This window comes from Streptococcus sp. DD10 (genome assembly GCF_001578805.1).
Classification (GTDB): Bacteria; Bacillota; Bacilli; order Lactobacillales; family Streptococcaceae; genus Streptococcus.
Window position 1 is genome coordinate 163,243 of record NZ_KQ969159.1, and the last position, 22,848, is coordinate 186,090.

At 41.1% G+C, this 22,848-nt stretch carries 24 protein-coding genes and 1 pseudogene; 12 read left to right on the forward strand and 13 right to left on the reverse strand.

Annotated features, from left to right (window positions below; translation table 11 throughout):
* The first annotated feature begins 24 nt into the window (after positions 1-24).
* The 10 genes from STRDD10_RS05040 to STRDD10_RS05085 all read left to right on the forward strand — a co-directional run bounded on the left by STRDD10_RS05040 (position 25) and on the right by STRDD10_RS05085 (position 9,525).
* The gene (locus tag STRDD10_RS05040) at positions 25-216 is read left to right on the forward strand and encodes a bacteriocin (RefSeq protein ID WP_067193644.1); all 192 of its coding nucleotides are present in this window, start codon (positions 25-27) and stop codon (positions 214-216) included.
* A gap of 168 nt (positions 217-384) precedes the next feature.
* Entirely contained in the window at positions 385-1,248 is an 864-nt protein-coding gene (locus tag STRDD10_RS05045) for an ABC transporter ATP-binding protein (RefSeq protein ID WP_067193646.1), read from the forward strand.
* Positions 1,245-2,408, forward strand: coding sequence for an ABC transporter permease subunit (locus tag STRDD10_RS05050; protein ID WP_067193647.1), 1,164 nt, complete (start codon positions 1,245-1,247; stop codon positions 2,406-2,408). The genes STRDD10_RS05045 and STRDD10_RS05050 overlap by 4 nt, the downstream gene beginning before the upstream one ends.
* Positions 2,409-2,424: 16 nt before the next feature.
* Positions 2,425-3,273, forward strand: a complete 849-nt coding sequence (locus STRDD10_RS05055; protein WP_067193649.1) for a DUF6568 family protein — start codon at positions 2,425-2,427, stop codon at positions 3,271-3,273.
* A gap of 164 nt (positions 3,274-3,437) precedes the next feature.
* Positions 3,438-3,572 carry a class IIb bacteriocin, lactobin A/cerein 7B family gene (locus tag STRDD10_RS10475; RefSeq protein ID WP_082782048.1) on the forward strand — a complete coding sequence of 45 codons (135 nt, stop codon included), beginning with the start codon at positions 3,438-3,440 and terminating at the stop codon, positions 3,570-3,572.
* A gap of 610 nt (positions 3,573-4,182) precedes the next feature.
* On the forward strand, positions 4,183-4,434 hold the full coding sequence (locus STRDD10_RS05065; protein ID WP_067193653.1) for a bacteriocin: 252 nt from the start codon (positions 4,183-4,185) through the stop codon (positions 4,432-4,434).
* Positions 4,435-4,436: 2 nt separating this feature from the next.
* Positions 4,437-4,646, forward strand: coding sequence for a Blp family class II bacteriocin (locus tag STRDD10_RS05070; protein ID WP_067193655.1), 210 nt, complete (start codon positions 4,437-4,439; stop codon positions 4,644-4,646).
* A gap of 710 nt (positions 4,647-5,356) precedes the next feature.
* A complete protein-coding gene (locus STRDD10_RS05075; RefSeq protein ID WP_067193656.1) occupies positions 5,357-5,593 on the forward strand; it encodes a Blp family class II bacteriocin in 237 nt (78 codons plus the stop codon).
* A 410-nt stretch (positions 5,594-6,003) separates the two neighbouring features.
* The gene (gene comA, locus STRDD10_RS05080; protein ID WP_067193658.1) at positions 6,004-8,157 is read left to right on the forward strand and encodes a peptide cleavage/export ABC transporter ComA; all 2,154 of its coding nucleotides are present in this window, start codon (positions 6,004-6,006) and stop codon (positions 8,155-8,157) included.
* 12 nt (positions 8,158-8,169) lie between these two features.
* A complete protein-coding gene (locus STRDD10_RS05085; RefSeq protein WP_067193659.1) occupies positions 8,170-9,525 on the forward strand; it encodes a bacteriocin secretion accessory protein in 1,356 nt (451 codons plus the stop codon).
* 158 nt (positions 9,526-9,683) lie between these two features.
* On the opposite strand, the gene STRDD10_RS05090 is transcribed toward STRDD10_RS05085, so the two are convergent.
* Positions 9,684-10,913, reverse strand: coding sequence for a carbohydrate-binding domain-containing protein (locus STRDD10_RS05090; RefSeq protein WP_067193661.1), 1,230 nt, complete (start codon positions 10,911-10,913; stop codon positions 9,684-9,686).
* Between the two features lie 286 nt (positions 10,914-11,199).
* On the opposite strand from STRDD10_RS05090, the gene STRDD10_RS05095 reads away from it, so the two are divergent.
* Complete coding sequence (locus STRDD10_RS05095; RefSeq protein ID WP_067193663.1) at positions 11,200-11,979, forward strand: polyphosphate polymerase domain-containing protein; 780 nt, start codon at positions 11,200-11,202, stop codon at positions 11,977-11,979.
* Positions 11,972-12,655 carry a DUF4956 domain-containing protein gene (locus STRDD10_RS05100; RefSeq protein ID WP_067193664.1) on the forward strand — a complete coding sequence of 228 codons (684 nt, stop codon included), beginning with the start codon at positions 11,972-11,974 and terminating at the stop codon, positions 12,653-12,655. The genes STRDD10_RS05095 and STRDD10_RS05100 overlap by 8 nt, the downstream gene beginning before the upstream one ends.
* 60 nt (positions 12,656-12,715) lie before the next feature.
* On the opposite strand, the gene STRDD10_RS05105 is transcribed toward STRDD10_RS05100, so the two are convergent.
* From STRDD10_RS05105 to STRDD10_RS05160, 12 genes and pseudogenes are all read right to left on the reverse strand, one after another.
* Positions 12,716-13,630, reverse strand: a complete 915-nt coding sequence (locus STRDD10_RS05105) for a DUF4097 family beta strand repeat-containing protein (RefSeq protein WP_067193667.1) — start codon at positions 13,628-13,630, stop codon at positions 12,716-12,718.
* Between the two features lies 1 nt (position 13,631).
* Positions 13,632-14,216, reverse strand: a complete 585-nt coding sequence (locus STRDD10_RS05110; protein ID WP_067193669.1) for a DUF1700 domain-containing protein — start codon at positions 14,214-14,216, stop codon at positions 13,632-13,634.
* Positions 14,203-14,529 (reverse strand): PadR family transcriptional regulator, encoded by a 327-nt coding sequence (locus tag STRDD10_RS05115; RefSeq protein WP_067193671.1) that lies wholly within the window; start codon positions 14,527-14,529, stop codon positions 14,203-14,205. The genes STRDD10_RS05110 and STRDD10_RS05115 overlap by 14 nt, the downstream gene beginning before the upstream one ends.
* Positions 14,530-14,856: 327 nt before the next feature.
* A complete protein-coding gene (locus STRDD10_RS05120; RefSeq protein ID WP_067193673.1) occupies positions 14,857-15,582 on the reverse strand; it encodes an ABC transporter ATP-binding protein in 726 nt (241 codons plus the stop codon).
* Entirely contained in the window at positions 15,582-16,589 is a 1,008-nt protein-coding gene (locus tag STRDD10_RS05125; RefSeq protein WP_067193674.1) for an ABC transporter substrate-binding protein, read from the reverse strand. The genes STRDD10_RS05120 and STRDD10_RS05125 overlap by 1 nt, the downstream gene beginning before the upstream one ends.
* Positions 16,590-16,619: 30 nt before the next feature.
* Positions 16,620-17,381: an ABC transporter permease gene (locus STRDD10_RS05130; protein ID WP_082782049.1), complete on the reverse strand. Its 762-nt coding sequence runs from the start codon at positions 17,379-17,381 to the stop codon at positions 16,620-16,622.
* Entirely contained in the window at positions 17,344-17,634 is a 291-nt protein-coding gene (locus STRDD10_RS05135; protein ID WP_067193676.1) for a thiamine-binding protein, read from the reverse strand. The genes STRDD10_RS05130 and STRDD10_RS05135 overlap by 38 nt, the downstream gene beginning before the upstream one ends.
* 421 nt (positions 17,635-18,055) lie before the next feature.
* Entirely contained in the window at positions 18,056-18,322 is a 267-nt protein-coding gene (locus STRDD10_RS05140; protein WP_067193677.1) for a Veg family protein, read from the reverse strand.
* Positions 18,322-19,683 (reverse strand): replicative DNA helicase, encoded by a 1,362-nt coding sequence (dnaB, locus tag STRDD10_RS05145; protein WP_067193678.1) that lies wholly within the window; start codon positions 19,681-19,683, stop codon positions 18,322-18,324. The genes STRDD10_RS05140 and dnaB overlap by 1 nt, the downstream gene beginning before the upstream one ends.
* Before the next feature lie 45 nt (positions 19,684-19,728).
* The gene (gene rplI, locus STRDD10_RS05150; RefSeq protein WP_067193680.1) at positions 19,729-20,181 is read right to left on the reverse strand and encodes a 50S ribosomal protein L9; all 453 of its coding nucleotides are present in this window, start codon (positions 20,179-20,181) and stop codon (positions 19,729-19,731) included.
* 3 nt (positions 20,182-20,184) lie between these two features.
* Positions 20,185-22,152, reverse strand: coding sequence for a DHH family phosphoesterase (locus STRDD10_RS05155; RefSeq protein ID WP_082782050.1), 1,968 nt, complete (start codon positions 22,150-22,152; stop codon positions 20,185-20,187).
* A 388-nt stretch (positions 22,153-22,540) separates the two neighbouring features.
* Positions 22,541-22,848, reverse strand: a pseudogene (locus STRDD10_RS05160) (diguanylate cyclase); the annotation flags it as partial.

The following is a 22,848-nucleotide window of genomic DNA, read 5'->3' on the forward strand; positions in this document are numbered from 1 at the left end:
TGAGTATCAAAAGGAGGAAATATCATGGCTAACGTAAAAGATTTCACAGTATTAACTAACGAAGAGCTTGCTACTGTTTCTGGTGGTTGGGGATATACCTGGGGTTGCTCAGATGGACACACTAGCGCTTGGCATCTCTTCAGAAATACCGCTCAACAAAATGCTGATACCTATGCAAGAGTTCATGGGGTTATTTGTGGAGTGTATAACGCCTAGATAACAAAAAATATAACGTTGTGTGCTTTGTAAGTCCAGCTTAATCAATACACTTTTCATGATAGCGGGAGGTCTACAACCATCTCGCTATCTATGTTTACAGGGAATGTTATGGTTTTAAGAAAACGTTTACTTTGTAATAGGTTGAAAAAAGAAAGGAGAACTCTCATGAAACTCACACTTTCAAACATCAGTAAATCTTACGGAGATAAAACTGTTCTTAAAGATATTTCTTACACCTTCACCCCCGGAGTTTACGGGTTACTAGGTGCTAACGGTACCGGTAAGACTACCTTAATGAACATCATCTGTGACTTACTAAAACCGAGTTCAGGTGACATTTTGCTAGATGGAACATTAAAACCAAACAAGTTTAATCAGTACATCGGATTTTTACCACAAGATTTTAGCTACTACCCTAGTTTTTCTGGACAAGATTTTCTTCTCTACATGGCCTCTTTAAAAGGAATGAAATCTAAAATAGCCAAAAAAGAGTGTGATATCTTTCTTCGTCTTGTAAACCTTGATAATGTTGCTAAAAAACCAATTTCTTCCTACTCTGGTGGGATGAAGCGACGTCTTGGAATCGCTCAAACCCTACTCAACGACCCTAAAATTCTTGTACTAGACGAGCCAACTGTAGGATTGGACCCAAAGGAGCGTATCAAATTTCGAAACATTATCAGTGATCTTTCTACTGACAAAATCGTTCTCCTTTCCACTCATATCGTATCTGATGTTGAAGCTATCGCAAAAGAAATTCTCATACTCAAAGATGGAAACTTCATCCAACACGGCTCCAGTCAAGAATTACTGTCCATAATAAAAAATCAAGTATGGGAGATTGATGTAAATGAAAGACTAGTCCACACTTACTACCACAACTATAGTGTCGTCAACGAGAAAATAGAGTCTGGCTACCGCACGCTGCGCATCATTAGCCCTGAATCCCCCACAGAATCCGCTAAAAGAGTCGAACCCAACTTAGAAGATTTGTATCTGTATTACTTCAGAGAGGAGTTGCCATCATGATGTCTCTAGTAAACTTTGAACTGAAAAAAATCCTCAAGAAAAAATCAAGTCTCATTGCTATCATCATAGCTATTTTAGCCATTATCGGACTATCTCAGCCATCTTTCTTTAAGAATGATATCGCTGGATACTCCAATGCTTCAGTCCGTGGTCAAGAAGCAGTTCGTATTAACCGAGATACAGCTGAAGAGTATACGGGTTACTTGACAGATGACCTGATTAGTCGTATTACTAATAACTATGCAAAAAACATCTCTGATTTTAAGCAAAAAGGGATTTATGACGCATTTTCTTGGGAAGCTATCTCCATCTTTGTACCGAATAGTGACGATATTCTCCAAAAGACATTCCAATCCGACGAAGTGTTACAGTTTGATAATATCAAGCTAAAAAGTCAAGGAGAACTGCACTCTGCTTTTCCTTTCCACCGACTAAAATTAGGGAACTTCGCTCCTTGGTTTCATCTTTTTGAAATGTTGAGCAATTCTTTTATTGTAGTTATTTTACTCATCATTTTCCTCTGTGGTTCTGTCTTCTCTGGTGATGTTGCAAATAAAATGAATCAACTTCTGATGACAACTAAAAATGGACGGACACGACTCACTCTTGCAAAATTACTAGCAGTCTTTATTGTCAGCTCAATCATCTATCTTGTAGTTGCTTCTGCTATCTTAGCTGTTTTTGCAGGATATTATGGCTTCAGTGGCTGGGATACGAGTGTTCAGATGAATCTGTTTTGGATAAATAACTTTACAAACATCCTTCAATTCCCATACGAGTTAACATTATTAGATGTTTTAATTCGTTTGATTATCCTACAATATATTGGATTGCTATTTATAATTGGGCTGATTGAACTCATCTCCAGTCTAACCAAAAATCCACTATCCAGTTTTGCCAGCACCGTACTACTATTTTTCCTCCCTTCTCTTTTGATGAATGTAGTTACAGGCGGTATCGGGAATAAAATTCTTACATTCTTAGATATGACAACTTCAGATACAGCCAATATTTTACTAAAACTATCTGGTAAAAATAGTTTCTTCCTAGATGGTTTCACCAATAATAGTCTCCTGATGGTTAGTGGTCGCCTAGTTGTATTTGCTTTCTTCTCTTATCTTTCTTACTACATTATCAAAAATAAAAGAGAAATTTCTTGATTTCAAGGAGTCCCCTATGAAAAAATATCTCTACCTACTCAGCACTGCCAGTCTCCTCGCTTTTTCAACAGGAACTGCTTTGGCAGATGAAACAGTAAACAGCCCCGAGACCGTGCAGACTGAACCGACTGAATCAACGACCACCGAAACTGACACAAATGTTGAAACTCCTGCTCCTCAGCCAGCAGAGGAAGAACATCAAGATATTACTATCGAGGACTACGAGAAAAACGTGGCAGACTTACAACAGGTTGATATCCAAACGGTCTATAACATGTTTTCCGAGGATGCTAAGGGAGAAACGACCCTCTACGTTGGTCGCCCGACCTGTATCCACTGTCGCCTCTTTTCACCGACGCTGAAAGAGTTGAACAACTTGATTGACAGCAAGCTCAATTACTACAATATTGATAGTGAGGATTTTGACCAAAAAGCGAAAGACTTTCTCTTCAAAACTGTCGGCATCCCAGGTACGCCAACGACGCTCTATCTGGTCGATGGCAAGCTCCAAGCTGGCTGGGTCGGTGGTGATACAACTGCTGAGGAGCTTTACAAAAATCTCTATAAGAAAGACTACGTTCCCAAAACCAGTGAGATAGAAGCTCCTACCACTACAACTGAGGTGCCGACTAGGCCAGTCCTGACAGAGGTTAAGACAAAGCCTGTCAAAGCTGAAAAGACTGAAAATGTCACTGCGGTACAAACTCTAACTGTAACAAAGCAAAACGCAACTCCTACTCAGACAAGTGCAAAAAACACCAACAAAACTCTGCCAAACACAGGGGATAGTAGTAGTTTTGTTACTACACTAATCGGACTCCTCAGTCTTAGTACAGCAGGGATAGTGTTTAAGAAAAAATACTAATATCAGAGATACTTTCTCTGGTATTTTTGTTCACTCAGGTACAGATTTGGTCGTTGTAGGCACTCTTGATCTTTTTTAAAAATTTTAGGATAGAATAAAACCATAAAGAAAAGGAAAGCATTTCCTACAAATCGGAACTTGCTGACTCAAAAGTAGGAAATATCATGGCTAACGTAGACAAACAATTTCAAGTGCTGACAGCTGAAGAGCTGATGGATGTTAGCGGTGGAGGCTTCGACTGGGGACGTACAGGTATGTGCGTACTTGGTATTGGAGCTGGTGCTTTATTAACCTGCTAAATTATCAATGACAGGAGAATAAAATGAAGTATAAATATTTTCAATGGCTTCGTTTTACTATCGTACAAGTGATAGGGGCGTGCTTACTGCTTTTTATCCTAACGCAAAATATTGCTAGAAAACCTCCTATCTTGATATTTTTCCTTGTACTGCTGGCAGTTAGTATTATCATTATAAATAATTTACTACACGGTTACTTTTTTACTTAGTGTGATTGGATTTTTTAGAATGATAACTGCCCTAGAAATTTATCAAAAGATTATTGGATTATTCTGCGGATTGCTATTCCTCATCATCTGTACTTTGTGTCTATGGGGAATTCAGTATGTCAAACTGTCTGATAAGTGAGTTGCTTAGCTACAAACGGGGTTAGTTTACCTAGCTCCGTTTTTGTTCACTCAGGCACAGATTTGGTCTTTGTGGGCACTCTTGATCTTTTTTGAAAATTTTAGGATATAATAGAACCATAAAGATGAACGTTCATAAAACATCTCTTAAAGGTGGACTAAAATGAAAGCGATTGCCAGATATTGACTAACTGATAGAGATACAAAGCAATGAGGTGTAGGTAACTCAACCAACCTGCTAGAAAGAAAAAGAAGGAACGCTTATGACAAGCGTAGAACAACAATTTCAGACGCTAACAGCAGAGGAGCTGATGGATGTGAATGGTGGTAAAAATAATTGGCAGATGAATGTATTAGAGGGCGGAAGTGCATTAGTCTCTGGGTGGGGACTAGGAGTTGCAGTATGTGCTGCAACAGGTGTAGGTGCAGCATGGGCACCAGCCTGTGGATACATCGGTGCTAAATTCGGAGGAGCACTCTGGGCAGGAGTGACTGCAGCAACAGGAGGATTCTGATTATGACTTTTGAACACTTTGAAACATTAAATGAAAATAACCTTCGTGACATATATGGTGGTAATAACGCTGGTGCAGCCGTAGTTGCTGCAATGAGTTGTGCCGCAGGAGGAATTAAATTAGGCGGAAAATTTGGACCTTGGGGAGCTGCTATCGGAGGTGTAGGTGGAGCCGCTATATGTGGTTACTTAGCTTACACAGCAATTGGATAAATGATTTATCTAGCATGTATTCTATTATTACTCTTCGTCTCAGTATGTATTCAAACTATGTGTGAACAACACTCAAATATTTTTTCTGCTATTTCTAGAGTCTTAATTTTTTTACTACTATATGGTTTGTATTCTAAAAAAATTTTTCTTATTCTATCTTTAATATTCGTTTTTGAAGTATTATTTGAAATTTTTTTAAACCAGAAAAATAAAAAAACAGATACTTAAAAATATTGTATGGTAGGGGTAAAAATTCCGACCAATAAAATGTTCTTTCCCCATTCTCACATAGTTGATTCGGTCAGCTTTAAAGTGAAAAAGACATACAATACAACACACCAACTGACCATTGATTTATACAGTTATCATTACTACTATTTGTCAACCGTTGGGCATTGTTTGTCCATCCTCATTATTTTTAAAATACTAATATCAGAGAGACTTTCTCTGGTATTTTTGTTCACTCAGGTACAGATTTGGTCGTTGTAGGCACTCTTGATCTTTTTTAAAAATTTTAGGATAGAATAAAAACATAAAGAAAAGGAAAGTGCTTCCTATAAATCAGAACTTGCTGACTAGCAAGAAACATTGTCACCTATGAAAGACGAGGTAGACCTATGACACACTCTCATCCACCGTGACGGTGAAACGTATCGACCTTTACTCGTGGTCGCCATACCACACTTGCTGACTCAAAAGTAGGAAATATCATGGCTAACGTAGACAAACAATTTCAAGTGCTGACAGCTGAAGAGCTGATGGAAATTCACGGCGGTAATAATTATGGTCACTATAATCCAAGTGCGCAAGATATTCTAAAGGCAGCAGCATCTGGTGCCATTCAAGTTGGAGCGACCTGCCTGCCAGCAGGTGCATGGGCAGTAGCTGGCTGTGCTTTAGTCGGTGGACTTTGGGGAGGTTATATTCAGTACGAATTAAAACACTGAGTTCTCAATTCTACCGAACATATACACAATAGCAATGGAGATAAATTATGCGAAAAAAGAAATATCTCATTATTTATTTTCTGACAGTCATACTAGGTTCTCTATTTGGCGGTTGGAAATACGTAGAACCTCCTATGCCAAATATGAATTATTTGAAAGATGAATAAACAATTTCAGATAATGCAAAAGGTAATTCGCCAAGAATTGCCTTTTTACTACCACCAAACATGTCACTCAGGTACAGATTTGGTCATTCTAGGCACTCCTGCTCTTTTTCAGCTAGATTCGGGTATAATAGTTTAAAAGCGTTCTCATGATTTTTGAAAATAGCCAAAATTTTCTGAAAATCATTGACAAAAGTTGTCCGAGAACGTAGAATAGAGAAAACACTTTTTTGAGAGGAGAATTTTATGAAATTTCACCGACGACACTACCGTCCTCAGGTGGATCAGATGGACTGTGGTGTCGCGTCTCTCGCCATGGTCTTTGGTGTCTATGGCTCCTACTACTCGCTGGCTCATCTGCGTGAGTTGGCCAAAACCACCATGGAGGGGACGACTGCCTTTGGGCTGGTGCGAGTGGCAGAGGAGCTCGGCTTTGAGACACGGGCTATCCGAGCAGATATGTCTCTCTTTGACATGGAAGATATCTCCTATCCTTTCATCGCCCACGTCCTCAAGGAAGGCAAGCTCATGCACTACTATGTGGTGACGGGGCAGGATAAGCGCTCTATCCATATCGCTGACCCAGACCCGACAGTCAAGATGACCAAGATACCTCGGGAACGCTTCGAGTCTGAGTGGACGGGTGTGACCATCTTTCTCGCTCCGACACCTGAGTACAAGCCCCATAAGGACGCTAAAAATGGGCTTTTCTCCTTTCTCCCTATCCTGACCAAGCAAAAGGGATTGATTGCCAATATCATCTTAGCGACGCTCTTGGTCACTATCATCAATATCATCGGTTCTTACTATCTCCAGTCCATCATCGACACCTACGTGCCTGACCAGATGAGGAGTACGCTGGGTATCATCTCTATAGGATTGGTGCTGGTCTATATCCTGCAACAGGTGCTAGGCTATGCCCAAGAGTACCTGCTTTTGATCTTGGGGCAACGGCTGTCTATCGATGTCATCCTCTCCTACATCAAGCACGTTTTTCACCTGCCCATGTCCTTCTTTGCGACACGGCGCACGGGGGAGATTATCTCTCGTTTTACAGATGCTAACAGTATCATCGATGCTCTTGCAAGTACTATCTTGTCTATATTTTTGGATGTTTCGACAGTGCTCATCATCTCCATGGTGCTCTTCTCGCAAAACATCAACCTCTTTTTTATTAGTCTTTTGGCACTGCCCATCTACACGGTCATCATCTTTGCCTTTATGAAACCCTTTGAGCGGATGAATCGGGACACCATGGAAGCCAATGCCACTCTGTCTTCCTCTATCATCGAGGACATCAACGGGATTGAGACCATCAAGTCCCTGACCAGTGAAAGCTTGCGCTATCAGAAGATTGACAAGGAGTTTGTCGCCTATCTCAAGAAATCCTTTACTTACAGTCGAGCAGAGAGCCAGCAGAAGGCGCTGAAAAAGGTCACCCAGCTCCTCCTCAACGTTGCCATCCTCTGGATGGGAGCGACTTTGGTCATGGATAACCAGATGACCCTAGGACAGCTCATCACCTACAACACCCTGCTGGTGTACTTCACCAATCCGCTGGAAAATATCATCAATCTCCAAACCAAGCTCCAGACAGCTCAGGTGGCCAATAACCGCCTCAACGAGGTCTATCTGGTCGAGTCCGAGTTTGCGGAAAAGAAAACCGTGCAAGATATGAGCCTGATGCGTGGGGATATGACCTTCTCCCATGTCAGCTACCAGTACGGCTACGGGCGAAATGTCCTAACTGACATCAACCTGACCATCAAGGAAGGCTCTAAGGTGGCTTTTGTCGGTATTTCAGGGTCTGGTAAGACGACTCTGGCTAAGATGATGGTCAACTTTTACGACCCCAGTCAGGGGGAGATTAGCCTGGGCGGTGTCAATCTCAACCAGATTGACAAGCATTCCCTGCGCCGCTACATCAACTACCTGCCCCAGCAGCCCTACGTCTTTAACGGGACTATCATGGACAACCTGCTCTTGGGAGCGAGAGAGGGCACGACGCAGGAGGATGTTCTGCGTGCGGTAGAGCTGGCTGAGATCCGAGCGGACATCGAGAAAATGCCTCTCAACTACCAGACCGAGCTGACCACGGACGGAGCTGGTATCTCAGGCGGACAGCGCCAGCGGATTGCCCTGGCACGGGCTTTGCTGACGAATGCGCCTGTCCTCATCCTAGATGAAGCAACCAGCAGTCTCGACATTCTCACCGAAAAGAAAATCGTGGACAATCTCATGGCGCTGGACAAAACTCTCATCTTCATCGCCCACCGCTTGACCATAGCAGAGCGGACTGAGCACGTGGTCGTGCTGGATCAAGGGCGCATCGTTGAACAGGGCACTCACCGTGACCTGCTGGCTCAGGGCGGTTTCTACGCCCACTTGGTCAATAGTTAGAAAGGAGCGGACATGAATCACGAATTTTTAGAAAGTGCCGAGTTTTACAACCGTCGCTACCATAACTTTTCTAGCCGTGTCATCATCCCGACAGCGGTGCTCTTGGTCTTTGTCCTACTCTTTGCCCTCTTCGCGACCAAGGAAATCACGGTGACGGCTGGAGCGACCATTGAACCCAACCGTATCATTGCCAATATCCAGTCCACCAGTAATAATGCCATCGTCACCAATAATCTAGCGGAAAATAAGACGGTCAAGCAAGGCGACCTCCTTATCCAGTATCAGGGTGGGGCGGAGACCGTGCAGGAGGCGACCTATGCCAGCCAGCTGGACATGCTCAGAGACCAGAAACAGCAGTTGGAGTATTTGCAGGCGAGTCTTGAGACGGGGAGCGATAGCTTCCCAGCGGCGGATAACTTTGGCTACCAGCAGGCTTTCCAAGACTATCTGAGCCAAGCAGGGACACTCCGTGCCAACACCGACCAGCAGAACGCCACCATCGCCTCGCAAAATGCAGCGGCTGCTAATTCGCAGGCGGAGCTGGGCAATCTCATAGCAGAAACCCAAGCCAAAATCGCTGACTACCAAACTGCCAAGTCTGCCATCCAAAACGGGACAACGCTTGACAGCGCAAACGTCGGCTACTCCCTCTACCAAACCTATCAAGCGCAGGCAGAGGCAGACAACACAGGGGCACTCAAAAGCCAGACCATAGCACAAGTCGATGCCCAAATCGCCCAGCTAGAAGGCACCCTATCAGGCTACCGTGTCCAATATGCAGGAACTGGCGCCCAACAGGCTTACTCGGGGAGTCTCTCTAGTCAGCTGGAGTCCCTCAAAGCCCAGCAACTGACCCGTGTCGCACAGGAATTGACCAGCCTAGACCAGAAAATCCTTGACGCTGAGGCAGGCAAGCAAGTCCAAGGTGGTCTGGTGCAGAAAGGCTTTATCACAGCTAGCGAAGACGGTGTGCTCCACCTCAATCCTGAGACCAGCCACTCCAGCCTCGTCCCTGAAGGAACCCTCCTCGCCCAGCTCTATCCCCTCCTCACCACGGAAAAAAAGGTCAAAATCACTGCCTACATCTCCTCCAAGGACATCGCTCAGCTCAAGGTGGGTGATCGCATTCGCTTTACCACGGTCAATGACACCAACAAACAAATCAATCTGACCTCCACTATTAGCCAACTGGATAGCACAGCAACCAAGAGCGAACGGGGCAACTTCTTTAAACTGGAAGCCGAAACCCAGCTAACAGAGAAAGAAGCCGACCAGCTCCGCTATGGACTGGAAGGCCGTGTAGTCATGATTACAGGTAAGAAAACCTACTTCCAGTACTATTTGGACCAGTTTTTGCGAAGGGAATAAAAAAACAAACTGATTTTGACTGAAGTTGCTATTCAGTTAGAAAGCAACATCCCAACTTTCATAAAAAATAGAGCATTTCCAAGGATGGAAATGCTCTATTTTTTATGAAAACGATGGTTGATTTTGTTTTTTTATCTACATTTACAGGGTTGGAACTTTTATGGACGACCACCACCGCCTTGAGGGCCACCCCAACCACCACCGCCTCCAGGCATGGAGTTGACGATTTCGGTTTGTTTTTCGCCATTAATGGTGATGTCGCCACCTGTATAGGTAGCTGTTCCATCAAAGTCAAATCCAGATGGGCCTGTCAGATTGATGGTTCCTCCCGTTACCGTGATATTCCCGTTAGAGTCGATTGGGTCCGTATCCCCTTGGCCAACTTCAACGGTTAGAGTTCCACCATTCATGGTGAAGAAGATTTCACTTTGGTTAGCATTGGCATTAGCCGCATTAACCCCATCATCCGTAGAGTAGATCTTGATGTCGCCACCGTTAATGGTGATGGATTTGCCTTCAAGACCCTCAGTAGAATTGGTCACTGTGTAAGTTCCACTGTCAATGACAAGGTCGCCTGATGCGTGAATGCCGTCATCACCTGCTGTGATCGTCATAGTATTGTCTGAAAGGTACATGGTTCCGACAGAAGTATCGTCATCATTATCCACCTTAACGGCATCTTCCTTGGCATCAATGGTCATAGTCGTTCCAGTGATGTTAAGGGCATCATTGACATTAAAGGCATCCCCAACAGCCGTGATATTGTAAGTTCCGCCTGTGATATGAAGGGTATCATTGGCCTTGATTCCGTTGTTTTTGTTGGCAGTCATGTTCAGAGTACCCTTACCGTTGATGGTCAGATCCCCCTTGGAGAAAATTACTGCATCCGCATCTGCATCTGTGCTAGAACTTGCATCAGAAAGAGTATTGGTCGTACCATCTTTCAAAGTCAAGTAAACGTGACCTGCCTTGGTTGCAGAGATTGGAGCTTCTGTATTGGTCATAGTCACTCCATCCAAGATGATATGAACCTCATCTGAGTCGCCAGCTTCAATCTTCAGCTGTACGCCATCAGAAGTTCCCGAGATAACATACGTTCCTGCTTTCGAAATAGTCACAGTTGAGCCTGAGACAGCTACGCCATCTCCTGATACAGTTGCACTCGAACCAGACAATTTCACAGTAGAAGCAGTACTTTCATCATAAGAAGTATCGTAGTCCTTATCGGTGAAGTAAGTGGTGTTCTTAGTAGTATTTGAGGTTGTTGTAGCAGTTGTCTCCGTTGAAGTAGAACTTGTTCCGGATTGACTAGCTGCCTGTGAACAAGCTGTCATAAGCGTTAATGCCGCTACACTGGTTAATAAAAAAGTCCATTTTTTTGATTTCATAGATTGTATTCCTTTACCTGTTTGATGAAATTAGTTTACCAGTCTTAACTAAAACATTTCTGAAACTTTCCTAAAAGAAATCTGAAATTTAGGTTTCATTAAGATTTTCTTAACCTAACGTTAAGAAATGTAGGATAAACTAAAAAGCAAGTGGGAGAACGTCTCACTATTGTTTTCTAAAAGCAACTATTTTTATTTAAAAATAACACGATAGTCAGCATAAGCAACTCTCTTCCAATTGAAGAATGATTGAGTTAAATCCTGCCTATTAGAAAAGGAAAAGAACATGACGCAACAATTTGAAACTTCATTTAAACGAATTGAAACTAAGTATATCATCGCAAAAGAAAATCTACCTAAAGTCATCAAAGACTTAAAGAATTACTTGGTTGAGGATGATTATCCAACTTCTACTATTTCAAATGTTTACTTTGATACAGAAGATTTTGACGTGATTCAAGATGCCCTTGCTAAGCAAAATCGCAGAGAAAAAATCCGTATGCGAACCTATTTAGAAAATCCACAATCTGACAGTCAAGTATTCCTTGAAATTAAATCGAAAGATGAAGACGGCGTTGGGCATAAATACCGTTTAGTATCAAACTCTCACTCCATTACACAATTATTAACATTAGGGAAAATAGATGAAACAATCACAGATACGAAACTAGTAGAAGAAATCCGCCAACTCCGTCATCGCTACGATAATGGATTGAAACCACGTATGTATATCTACTACGATCGCTTTTCTATGAAAGAAAGAAAGACAAACTTGGACTTGCCTTGTAGTAAAGTTCGTGTTACGATTGACCAAAATCTAACCTATCGTGATGAGCTGGTCAGTCTTTTTCATGGAAATACAGGAAAACCTCTCCTTGAAGATGATAGTGTTATTATGGAAATCAAAGCTGCCGGACGTAAACCTCAGTGGCTACAAACTATTTTAGACAAACATGGATTAGTAGAACAGAAGTTCTCTAAATATAGTTGTGCCTATCACAAATCTCAAGGACTTGACTATGCCCCCCGGCCCAATCAGGAAAGTGTAGGTAATCTTTATGTCTAGTTTATTTAACTCAATTTTTAATAATGCTACAACAAGCGTAAATCCCCTTCAGCTACTCTTTGCCCTCTTAGTTAGTTTAGGTTTGGGAATGGCTCTGGCTTGGACTTATAAATATCGAACCCTTTATACTCGAGAGTTTGTCATCAGCTTAACCCTACTTCCTAGTTTGATGACCCTTGTCATCTTCCTTGTAAATGGTAGCTTAGGAACCTCCATTGCAGTAGCGGGTACTTTTAGCCTCATTCGTTTTCGTTCAGCAACCAGTGGATCCAGAGAATTAATCGCAATTTTTCTAGCTATGATTATCGGGTTAGCCGCTGGTACCGGCTATCTTCTACTCGCTATTCTTTCAACCATCTTCCTACTTGCTATCTGGCTCCTTTTAGAAACTCAACAAAGTCGGACAGACAACCAACGTCGGAGACACTTGACCGTCACAGTTGATAAGGAAGAGTCTATCTCTAGCAGAGTTCAACAGATACTAGAATCTCTTTGTACTGAAGTTGATCTCATTTCTGTCAATACAAGCAATGGCGGTGATCGGTTGACTCTAACTTATGAAATTGATTTACAAGCACAAATAGATGATTTTCAGTTGACAGATCGCTTGATTACGAGCATAGATAACTGCGATGTTGCCCTCACTAAAAAGGCAAAAAAGAAGAAAAATTTATAACAATAACAAAAAGCCTTAAAATTAGCTTCAAAAAAGAAGCTGCTTTAAGGCTTTTTTTGATTACGGTTTATAAATTTCGATACCAGAATCTGTTTCTGCAATTAATTTATTGCTGGCATTTTGATTACCAAATTCATACTTTTCTCCCATTTCTTGAATATGGTCATAGTCATATCCGTAGTCTTCTACAGTGTTCAAGAGACCAATATCACCATTAGGAGCCGTCAAGTGATAAGAGGTTCTGTCCTCCTCCCCTTCTTTTAGATAGAGAGAAAGTGTTTCGCTAGCCTTCACCGAAACTTGTTTACGGATGGCTACTTCATCTAGTGTTAGAGAGTCTTCAGACTCTATCGTCAACTGGGATATTGCCCCATCTCCCATATAGAGGATTCCTTGGGTTTTGATACTTCCACTGTTTATTATCGTACGAGTTATACTATTATGAAAACTAGCCGTTTCAATATCCGCATGTTCCGTAGCTACTCCAACTACCCCAAACGTATAGCGCAAGTTTGGCATTCGAACCTTGATATCTTTTAAAATCGTTCCTTTTGGAACGGCAATGCTCACCTGAGAATTTCTCCCTGTAACATATTGATAAGCGATAAGAATGACATTTAAACCAGCTCCTAAATCACGAGACTTCTTTTCATTGCTGTCTGATAATGTTAAAACTCCATCCTTGACAGATTGGTCAAAGTCTGTTTGTCCAGTCATACGATTGTAGTAAGTTACATGAATCTTATCATCCTCCGATTCTCGAATCAATACCTCATGCTGATCCATGGAGATATCTAACTTCTCTACTTTTTCTTCAATAACTTCATCAATTTCAGTCTCTTTGTACACTGCATGATGAGAGAGTGCGAGTAGTGAGTTAACTCCACCAGTAGCAACTCCTGTCATCATCGCACAAGTTCCCAATATGGTAGCAGTTACGCCAAAAATAAGAATTCTTCTACTCCATTTTTTCATCCTAAGCACCTCTTTTCAACTTATTAACGAAGAATTTACCAACATGAATGAGAAGGCTAGCTCCAAAACGAACCACATAGAAAATCGCCAAAAACATCAGGCATGAAATCCCAAGAGCAATTACGCCCCCTCCAAAAATCAATAGGAATGCAGGTAGAGACTCCGTAAAAAGAGTAAAACTATCCCAGACGACTGTAGCTCCAAAGAGAAAGGCTGTTAGAGTTACAGCTCCAATTCCCAAGATTGCAACAATCACACCGACAAGTATGCCTATCATTGCCATGAAAGGAAAAAGCAACAAAGGAACCCCTACAGGTGCAGCTAGAATAGATAAGCCGATAATGAGCATAAGATGGCGTTTACTGGTGCTATCGGTTTCATCGCTCAGTTTCTTATCCAAAAGATTGGACATAATCTCATGAGCCGCTTCCTTGGGACGCCCCAGTCCCTCCATCAACTCCTGCTCACCCAAATCTCCCGCCTCATCAAAGAGTTCTACAAAGTAATCCATAACCTCATCATAGTCCTCCTTCGGTAACTTCTTCAAATAACGCTCTAGCTGAGCCAAATACTCAGTTCTTGTCATGGCGAATGCCTCCTTCTATAATGCCATCAATCGTATCTGTATAAACCCGCCAATCCTCTTTCAACCGAATCAACTGTTCTCTCCCTAAATCCGTCAACGAGTAATACTTGCGCTTTCGTCCTTGAAATTCCTGAGAATAGGTGGTTAAAAAACGACTCTTCTCCAGTTTTTTCAAAATGGGGTAAAGAGTTGATTCCTTGATATTAGCGATTAGCTTAATCGTTTGACTAATCTCATACCCATAGGAATCCTCACCATCTAGAACCGCCAAGATGAGAAACTCAATCAGGACAGATGATGTAGGAAAATACATGTTCAGCCCTCCTTTTATATATAAAAATTTTATATGTTATTTTTTTATATATAAATTATATACCTATCAACAATGAAAGTCAAGCACTTATATAAATATTTTATATATAACTTTCGTTAAAAAACAGGAACTCAAACAGAAACTGCTGAAAAAGCAAGATAGTTAAATTTAAAACACTAAAAAACGAATAATACTTTCTGATAAAGAAGTCAGATCAGTATCATTCGTTGTTGTAGGTGATTTTAAAGTATTTCATTCGATAACAGTTTGTGCTCTTTTTTCGCATTTCTAGTTTTCAATTCCCTCACTCAAGAGGAACCTTATTTTCTATTCAACCCCCAGCACATCCAAAATCTGCCGTTTGTAGGCGATCTTTTGAACTTCCTTGTCTTCACCTTCTGACCAATCTAGTTTAATTTCTGAAACAATTTGCCCAGGGCGATTGTTCAAGATGTAGATACGGTCGCTAAGATTGAGGGCCTCCTCGATACTATGCGTGATGATCAAAGTCGTCAGATGTAGCTTTTTGTGAATCTCCAGATACCAGGCATGAAGTTCCATCTTGGTCATCTCATCAAGAGCACTAAAGGCCTCATCCAAGAGAAAGAGCTTGTGTCCGAAAAGATAGGTTCGAAGCAAAGCCACGCGTTGTCGCATCCCTCCACTCAACTCGTGTGGATATTTGTCCCGTATAGCAGTCAGTTGAAAGGTTGCAAGGATCTCATCCGCGCGTGCAATCGCTTCTACCTTGTTCACCTTCTGGATCAAAAGGGGCAGGATGATATTGCCCAGCACCGTCTTGTGCTCCAAGAGGAGATCTTTTTGCAACATATAACTCACGCGCCCCTTGGGATTGTCCTCCCCGTCTAGGATAATGCGTCCCGACTGCACGTCTAAAATTCCTGCAATCAGGTTAAAGAGAGTAGTCTTTCCCACACCGCTCGGGCCTAGGATAGAGACCACTTCTCCTGATTGCACCTGCAAATTAATCGCTTTGAGGATTTGCTCCTCACCGTAGGCATAACTGACCTGTTCTAGTCTAATTTCTGTCATTATTTCACAAATTCGTTGGTGAAGCCCTTGTCTGTTAAGTCTTCTTTGAGGATGCCGTTGTCCTTGTCCCACTTGTAGAAAGCGTTCCAACGGTCTGCGTCAAATTGTCCCCATTTGTCCTTGTCGCTTGCGTATTCTTTTGACAAGTATTGTTGAGATTCGATGACAAAATCCCGTTTTTCCTTGAGTTCAGGCGCATTTTTGATGAGAATATCCGCAGCTTCTTCTGGGTTCTCCATAGCATATTGGTAGCCTTTTTTGATAGCTTGAATGACTTTTCTAGCTTCTTCCTTATTGTCTTTCAAGTAGTCATTATTGGCAATGACGACTGGTGAGTAGTAGTCAAACTCCTTGACATAGTCTTTCAAGTACATAAAGTTAGCGTCTACACCCTGAGACTTAGCCATAATTCCGTCCCAACCATAGTAGATCCAGGCTGCATCAAAGACTCCGTTAGCAATCGGTGTGATCGAGTTGGAGTCGTTGTTGGGTACTTTTTCAACCTTTTCAAAGTCTCCACCTTGGGATTCGACCAAGGTTTTGAGCATCGCTAGTTCTGTCGGATCATTCCAGGTTCCGTATTTCTTGCCGACCAAGTCCTTTGGACTGGTGACATTGTCCGACTTACGAGAGATGATTCCTGATGTATTGTGTTCTACAATAGCAGCAACGGCAGTGATCCCTGCTCCTTTTTCCAATTTTTTAGCCATGTAGTCCTGGAAATAGATTGCAAAGGGTGCCTTGCCATTGATGACCAAGTCAGAAGAACTTTCTTCTGGTGGCAATTTCAGGTCCACATCCACTCCCGCTTCCTTGAAATAACCTTTTTCTTTGGCAACATAAAGTCCTGTATGGTTGGTATTAGGTGTCCAGTCTAGGATAAAATCAATTTTCTTTAAGGCTGCTTCCTGACTATTCTGACTAGCCGTCTGTTGACCACAAGCCACGAGCACGACAGCTACAAGAGCTGTTACAAGCGTTAAAAAAACTTTCCAAGTCTTTTTCATTTTCTTTTCCTCTTTTCTTTTTGAAAAACGCTAAGCACTGCGTTTCCATTTAATCACATAGTTTTCGCTCAGAGCAACCAGCTTCATTCCCAAAAGGCTGATCACCGATACAAGTATAATAATGGCAAACATGGTATCGTACTGAAACAGTTTCTTGGACTGAATCATATAGACCCCTAGCCCCTCAAAACCTCCCAACCACTCAGATACCACAGTTGTGATAAAGGCATAAGAGACACTGACCCGTAAACCTGCATAAAAGTAAGGCAGGCTGACTGGAATTTTAAAATGCCAGAGAATTTGCCAGGGACTGGCCTGCATCAAACCAAAGAGCGTCAGCATATCCTTATCACAATGCCGAAAACCATCCAAAATGCTGACGATAATCGGAAAGGTCACCGTTAGGATGATCAGCACAATCTTGGGCAAAATCCCATAACCCAACCAGAGCACCAAAATCGGGGCAAGAGCGATAGTCGGAATGGTCTGCACTACCACCATCATGGGATAGATGAGGTCATTGAGCCAAGACAAACTATCCATCAAAACAGCCATGAGACAGGCGATGAAGACTCCTAAAACCAAACCCAACAAAGCCACACGCAGGGTCGCCCAGCTATGATACCAGAGAAATTCCCGGTCGCGAACAAAGGACTGCAAAATCTCAAGCGGCGTTGGTAGGATAAACTTGGGCAAGAGTTTTAGCCAACCTGCCACTTGCCACAACAACAAAATCCCCACAAACCCCAGCAAACTAATCTGCTGCCGCACGATACTTCTTAAGTTTTTCATCCGTACTTAATATTTCTCCTACATTTAATTTAACATTAGCAAAGACATTGTCCGCCTCTTGTCCTGCCACTTCCAGGGCTCCTTTCAGGATTATCAGTAGCTCATCTAATTCGCCCTCCAAAACCGTTTCAAAGGGCGTTACCACTAGCGAAACCGATTGCGCCTGCAAATAAGTAATCACCTGATCAATCACCGCGATGCGATCAATCCCTTGTGACAAGGGCAAAACCTGTAAGGCAAGACTTGCTTTCATAAAAACCTCCTTTTCTCATCTGGTCTTCTTTTCTAAGAAAAAGAAACAGCCCTTTCCACATGGAAAAGACTGTCTTTCTGAAAATGAACCTAGTTCTCCTAGCTTCACTTTTTTATCCGATTCCTCATTTCCTACGCTGGCATTACCCAGATCAGGTGCGGTCGAAGTTTAACACTTCCTCTCAGACTGTACACAGACTCCCTATATGTCTTTACTATAATAATTTATTTAATCTAAAAAGTCAAGAAATCTGATTCAAGCATAAAGTTTACAGATTATTTTACAATGTGAACTAAAATATTTACAAGAAAAAACTATAAATATAGAGAAATTCTTTATTCTTGTAAACGAAATAGACAATAAACTTTACTAATATGTAAACTTAGTTTACAAGAAAAGAAGTGGGTAACCACTTCTTTTCTTAATCTAAATAACGAATCAGATTCTTTTCAGTTAAAATATCTGAATAGGTATAGGACTCAACAAAGACATTTCCTTGTACCTCACCTTCTACATTACCATACTCCACAATGAATAAAGAAGGATACACTTCAATCAAACGCCCCAAACGATTTTTTTGACGTTTTCTCCCATTTTCAAGCGTCATTTCAACAATTTGTCCTTCATGAGCTTTTATTTCTTCTTTAATCTTTTTCATTTTAGCAACATCTGTAAATGCATCACTCATTAGTTATAATCCTCTCTTTTTGATATACTGGAAAACTTATTGTATTCTTTTTGAAAAATTAACTCAACTGTTCCACGGGCACCACTACGGTTTTTTTCGATAATGACTTCAACCTTGTTGTTTGGAATAGCTTCTGCATCTTCTTCTCCCGCGCGATCATAATAATCATCACGATAAAGAAATGCTACGATATCAGCATCCTGTTCGATAGATCCCGATTCACGGATATCAGATAAAACGGGACGTTTATCCTGACGCTGCTCCACACCACGTGAAAGCTGACTGAGAGCAATAACAGGTACTTTAAGCTCCTTAGCTAAAATCTTCAATTGTCTAGAAATCTCAGACACTTCTTGTTGGCGATTTTCACGACCTGTACCAGTAATCAACTGTAAATAGTCAATTAAAATAAGTCCTAAATTTCCCGTTTCCTGAGCTAGTTTTCGAGAACGAGAACGAATCTCTGTTATTCGAATCCCAGGCGTATCATCAATATAGATGCTAGCATTCGCTAAATTTCCTTGAGCAATTGTATACTTTTGCCATTCTTCATCTGTTAACTGACCTGTACGAATAGAATGTGATTCAACTAAACCTTCTGCAGCAAGCATCCGATCAACCAGACTTTCCGCACCCATTTCCAAAGAAAAGATAGCTACTGTTTTATCCAACTTGGTTCCGATATTCTGAGCTATGTTTAAGGCAAAAGCCGTTTTCCCGACTGCAGGACGAGCAGCAAGAATAATTAACTCTTCCTCATGTAAACCTGTTGTCATATGATCTAAATCACGGTATCCTGTAGAAATACCTGTAACATCAGATGTTTGGGAAGACCGCTCTTCTAAATTACTGAAGTTGATATTTAAAATATCTCGAATATTTTTAAATCCACTTCGATTAGCGTTCTCACTAACATCTATTAAGGCCTTCTCTGCAGTCGCAATAATTTCATCCGCTGGAGTAGCGCCATCATAAGCCTGGTTGACAGACTCTGTCAACTTTGAAATTAAGCGACGTAACATCGCTTTTTCAGCAACAATTTTGGCATAATACTCTGCGTTGGCTGAAGTTGGAACTGAGTTGACAATCTCGACAAGATAAGACAGACCACCAATATTTTGTAAATCACCTTGACTATCTAAAATATTACGAACTGTTGTTGCATCAATTGCATCTCCCTTGTCAACCAAGTCAATCATTGCCTGAAATATCAAGCGATTTGCATACTTAAAAAAATCAGCCGGTTCAATATGCTCACGTACAAAAAGAAGCTTACTTTCATCAATAAAAACAGCACCTAGAACAGATTGTTCAGCTAGAATATCTTGAGGTTGGGTACGGAGTTCATCAACTTCTGTCATTAATGCTTCCTTTCATCTTTACAACTTTATCAATAAATTGTCAATTTACCCTTCCTTAACACGTAAATTGATAACACTTGTGACATCTTGATAAATCTTGACAGGTACGTCAATCAATCCAATTGCACGGATAGGCGATTTAACTTCAATATGCCGTTTGTCAATTTTAATTCCAAACTGTTTTTGTAATTCTTCAGCTATTTTCTTACTTGTAATAGAACCAAAAGTTCGACCATCCGGCCCTACTTTTTCTGTAAATTCAACAACAGTTGACTCATCTTCTAATTGTGCCTTAATTTTATTGGCTTCCGCTAATAACTCAGCATGGGCTTTTTCTTCTGATTTTTGCTTTCCACGAAGCTCACCAATAGCTGCTGCAGTTGCTTCTTTAGCTAGATTTTTCTTTAATAAAAAATTTTGAGCATAACCAGTTGGAACTTCTTTAATTTCCCCTTTTTTACCTTTACCTTTGACATCTGCTAAAAAGATAACTTTCATTTACTATTCCTCCTTGTTTCGAATCAATTCATTTAAAATTTTGTGATGTAATTGTTGACCAACTTGTGTCAAATCGCCATTCTCAATCTGAGCAGCTGCTAAATTGAAATGTCCACCTCCGCCCATTTCTTCCATAACGCGTTGAACGTTGACTTTACTGCGACTTCGTGCCGATATCGAAATGAATCCAGCTGTATTTTTAGCCACAACAAAGGTTGCTTCAATATGGGACATCGTCAACATAGTGTCAGCTGCTTTACTGATAACAACTGTACTGTAGGTTTGAGACTCATCCGCTACTGCTACAATCACATGTGGTAACAACCGCTCACCTTTTAAAATCAACTCATTAATTGCACGGTACTCATCAAAATCTGTGGCAGAAATTTCTTGAATCAAGACGCTATCACTCCCTCTCGTTCGAAGATAACTAGCCACATCAAATGTCCGACTAGTTACACGAGAAGAAAAGTTCTTAGTATCCAACATAATGCCCGCCATCAGAATACTGGACTGTATCTTACTTAGGCGACTCTGTTTTGAATTTTGGAATTGGATTAACTCCGTTACAAGTTCGCTCGCGCTACTTGCACCACTTTCAATATAGGTAATGACAGCAGTTTTTGGAAAATCTTCATCTCGTCGATGGTGGTCAATTACAATTGTCTGATCAAATAAGTCATAAAATTCTTTTGACAAAGTCAAAGCGGTTTTTGAGTGGTCAACCATAACTAAAAGAGAACGCTTTGTCACTAAAGTCATAGCATCTGAAACTACTAAAAGATTCGTACTGCCTTCTTCGTCTAATGCATTGATTGCCCGAGTAATATCTGCTCCTAGATCATCAGGATCATATACCACATAAGCTTTTCCCATTACATTTTGTGCAAAGAGCTGCATACCAACAGAAGCCCCTAAGGCATCCATATCCAAACGTTTATGTCCTACAATAAATACTTGATCTGCTGACTTCATCTTATCAGATAAAGCCGTCATCATAGCTCTGGTCCGTGTTCGCGTTCGCTTAACAGTCGAGGCTGTCCCTCCACCAAAATAAATAGGATCTTTCGTTTCATCGTTTTCCTTAACAACAACCTGATCTCCACCGCGTACTTCTGCTAGGTTTAGATTTAAAAGAGCTACTTTCCCTATTTCATCATGTTGTCCATCCCCATATGAAAAGCCCATACTAAGTGTCAAAGAAAGATTCTTTTCTTTAGCTTCCATACGGAAAGTTTCAATAATAGAAAATTTCTCTGCCATCAATCGACTTAAAACTGTATAATCCGTAAAAAGATAAAAACGATCTGGTGCAGTACGACGATAAAATAGTTGGTAATTTTTTGAAAAATCTGCTACAAAATTGGCGATAAAACTATTGATATTACTTATATCTGAGTCAGAAATCTGATTTTCCAAATCATCATAATTATCTACTGAAACAACTCCGATAACTGGACGGGTTGTTGCCAGTTCTATTGTTGCATTGTATTCATTTGATGCATCAAAAAAATAGAAGACATTACTCGATTGGTCCAGATAGACTGCATACCGTTTATCCGCAACTGTTGCTAACTTTCCTCCATCTTCAAAAGGAGTTTTTAAGATTTTTTGGATGACTTCATTGTCAAAATCTCCATCTTCCTTTGTAAAAATCAATTCAGCATAAGGATTAAACCACTCAATCGTACCATCTTGATCCACCTTAACAACACCGACAGGCATTTTATCTAAGAGAGAAGCCAAGCTAGCTTCTGCTTGATTGTTTATATACTGAATCTGCTCTAAATCATCTAGCTCATAGATTTGCTGTTGATAAATCGCTAGTGCAACCCAAAAAACAAGCACCACAGAAAGTACAACTAATAGTGGGAACTGACTTCTAAAAAAACCGACTGCTATTGCTACAAAGCCAAAGCTTAGAATCCCTACCATCATAAAATGAATTGGGGCCAAACGAAATTTTTTCATCATAAACCTCTTGTTCGCCATTATACCATAAAATAGGCTAAATTGCGAGGTTTCCAATATTTCAAATGGGTAACAAAATAAAAAATGAACTTGCAAAAAACCTAGTAAACTCCATCTATCCTTTCAAACCAAAGTCTTGACAAAATAATCAAAGTAAGAAAAACTACACATTCAAACACATCACGTAAATAGTCATATTCATCGATCAAGTTCCTATAAGCCAAACATAAAGAATACAACTTATAAACTGCTTTGTCAATGCCATTCGGCCATTCTTATATAAAAATACCGAACGTAAACCCATCATTATCCCAATGATCCTCACACCTGATGAAGACTAAAATACCTAGCTCAGTTAACTGAGCCAGGATTTTTCTATCTTCTGTCCTTAGTTCAAGACTGCAAAACCACCCATCCAGCTGATTTCTTCACGAACAGCTAGAGTGATTTGCAAGAAGCCCATAGCTTCTAATTCACGAGCACGCTTGAGATTTCCTGCATCGATGACCTTCAATCCAGCATCTTTGAGGTAAGCTACCAAGGTAGCTTTAGCGTCCACATCATCAGAAGCGAGTTGCACCGTTGTTGTTTCTTGTCCTGCCACCTTTTGCGTCGCGAGTGTTGCTGCAAAGTTCGTGTTAAAGCCCTTCACCACACGCGCCTCTGGGATTAGTTTCGCGATTTCCTCAGCTGCAG

Excerpts from the sequence above, each read along its gene's own strand:
- STRDD10_RS05040 (WP_067193644.1), top strand. The coding sequence starts at position 25 with ATGGCTAACGTAAAAGATTTCACAGTATTAACTAACGAAGAGCTTGCT.
- STRDD10_RS05045 (WP_067193646.1), top strand. The coding sequence starts at position 385 with ATGAAACTCACACTTTCAAACATCAGTAAATCTTACGGAGATAAAACT.
- STRDD10_RS05050 (WP_067193647.1), top strand. The coding sequence starts at position 1,245 with ATGATGTCTCTAGTAAACTTTGAACTGAAAAAAATCCTCAAGAAAAAA.
- STRDD10_RS05055 (WP_067193649.1), top strand. The coding sequence starts at position 2,425 with ATGAAAAAATATCTCTACCTACTCAGCACTGCCAGTCTCCTCGCTTTT.
- STRDD10_RS10475 (WP_082782048.1), top strand. The coding sequence starts at position 3,438 with ATGGCTAACGTAGACAAACAATTTCAAGTGCTGACAGCTGAAGAGCTG.
- STRDD10_RS05065 (WP_067193653.1), top strand. The coding sequence starts at position 4,183 with ATGACAAGCGTAGAACAACAATTTCAGACGCTAACAGCAGAGGAGCTG.
- STRDD10_RS05070 (WP_067193655.1), top strand. The coding sequence starts at position 4,437 with ATGACTTTTGAACACTTTGAAACATTAAATGAAAATAACCTTCGTGAC.
- STRDD10_RS05075 (WP_067193656.1), top strand. The coding sequence starts at position 5,357 with ATGGCTAACGTAGACAAACAATTTCAAGTGCTGACAGCTGAAGAGCTG.
- comA (WP_067193658.1), top strand. The coding sequence starts at position 6,004 with ATGAAATTTCACCGACGACACTACCGTCCTCAGGTGGATCAGATGGAC.
- STRDD10_RS05085 (WP_067193659.1), top strand. The coding sequence starts at position 8,170 with ATGAATCACGAATTTTTAGAAAGTGCCGAGTTTTACAACCGTCGCTAC.
- STRDD10_RS05090 (WP_067193661.1), bottom strand. The coding sequence starts at position 10,913 with ATGAAATCAAAAAAATGGACTTTTTTATTAACCAGTGTAGCGGCATTA.
- STRDD10_RS05095 (WP_067193663.1), top strand. The coding sequence starts at position 11,200 with ATGACGCAACAATTTGAAACTTCATTTAAACGAATTGAAACTAAGTAT.
- STRDD10_RS05100 (WP_067193664.1), top strand. The coding sequence starts at position 11,972 with ATGTCTAGTTTATTTAACTCAATTTTTAATAATGCTACAACAAGCGTA.
- STRDD10_RS05105 (WP_067193667.1), bottom strand. The coding sequence starts at position 13,630 with ATGAAAAAATGGAGTAGAAGAATTCTTATTTTTGGCGTAACTGCTACC.
- STRDD10_RS05110 (WP_067193669.1), bottom strand. The coding sequence starts at position 14,216 with ATGACAAGAACTGAGTATTTGGCTCAGCTAGAGCGTTATTTGAAGAAG.
- STRDD10_RS05115 (WP_067193671.1), bottom strand. The coding sequence starts at position 14,529 with ATGTATTTTCCTACATCATCTGTCCTGATTGAGTTTCTCATCTTGGCG.
- STRDD10_RS05120 (WP_067193673.1), bottom strand. The coding sequence starts at position 15,582 with ATGACAGAAATTAGACTAGAACAGGTCAGTTATGCCTACGGTGAGGAG.
- STRDD10_RS05125 (WP_067193674.1), bottom strand. The coding sequence starts at position 16,589 with ATGAAAAAGACTTGGAAAGTTTTTTTAACGCTTGTAACAGCTCTTGTA.
- STRDD10_RS05130 (WP_082782049.1), bottom strand. The coding sequence starts at position 17,381 with ATGAAAAACTTAAGAAGTATCGTGCGGCAGCAGATTAGTTTGCTGGGG.
- STRDD10_RS05135 (WP_067193676.1), bottom strand. The coding sequence starts at position 17,634 with ATGAAAGCAAGTCTTGCCTTACAGGTTTTGCCCTTGTCACAAGGGATT.
- STRDD10_RS05140 (WP_067193677.1), bottom strand. The coding sequence starts at position 18,322 with ATGAGTGATGCATTTACAGATGTTGCTAAAATGAAAAAGATTAAAGAA.
- dnaB (WP_067193678.1), bottom strand. The coding sequence starts at position 19,683 with ATGACAGAAGTTGATGAACTCCGTACCCAACCTCAAGATATTCTAGCT.
- rplI (WP_067193680.1), bottom strand. The coding sequence starts at position 20,181 with ATGAAAGTTATCTTTTTAGCAGATGTCAAAGGTAAAGGTAAAAAAGGG.
- STRDD10_RS05155 (WP_082782050.1), bottom strand. The coding sequence starts at position 22,152 with ATGAAAAAATTTCGTTTGGCCCCAATTCATTTTATGATGGTAGGGATT.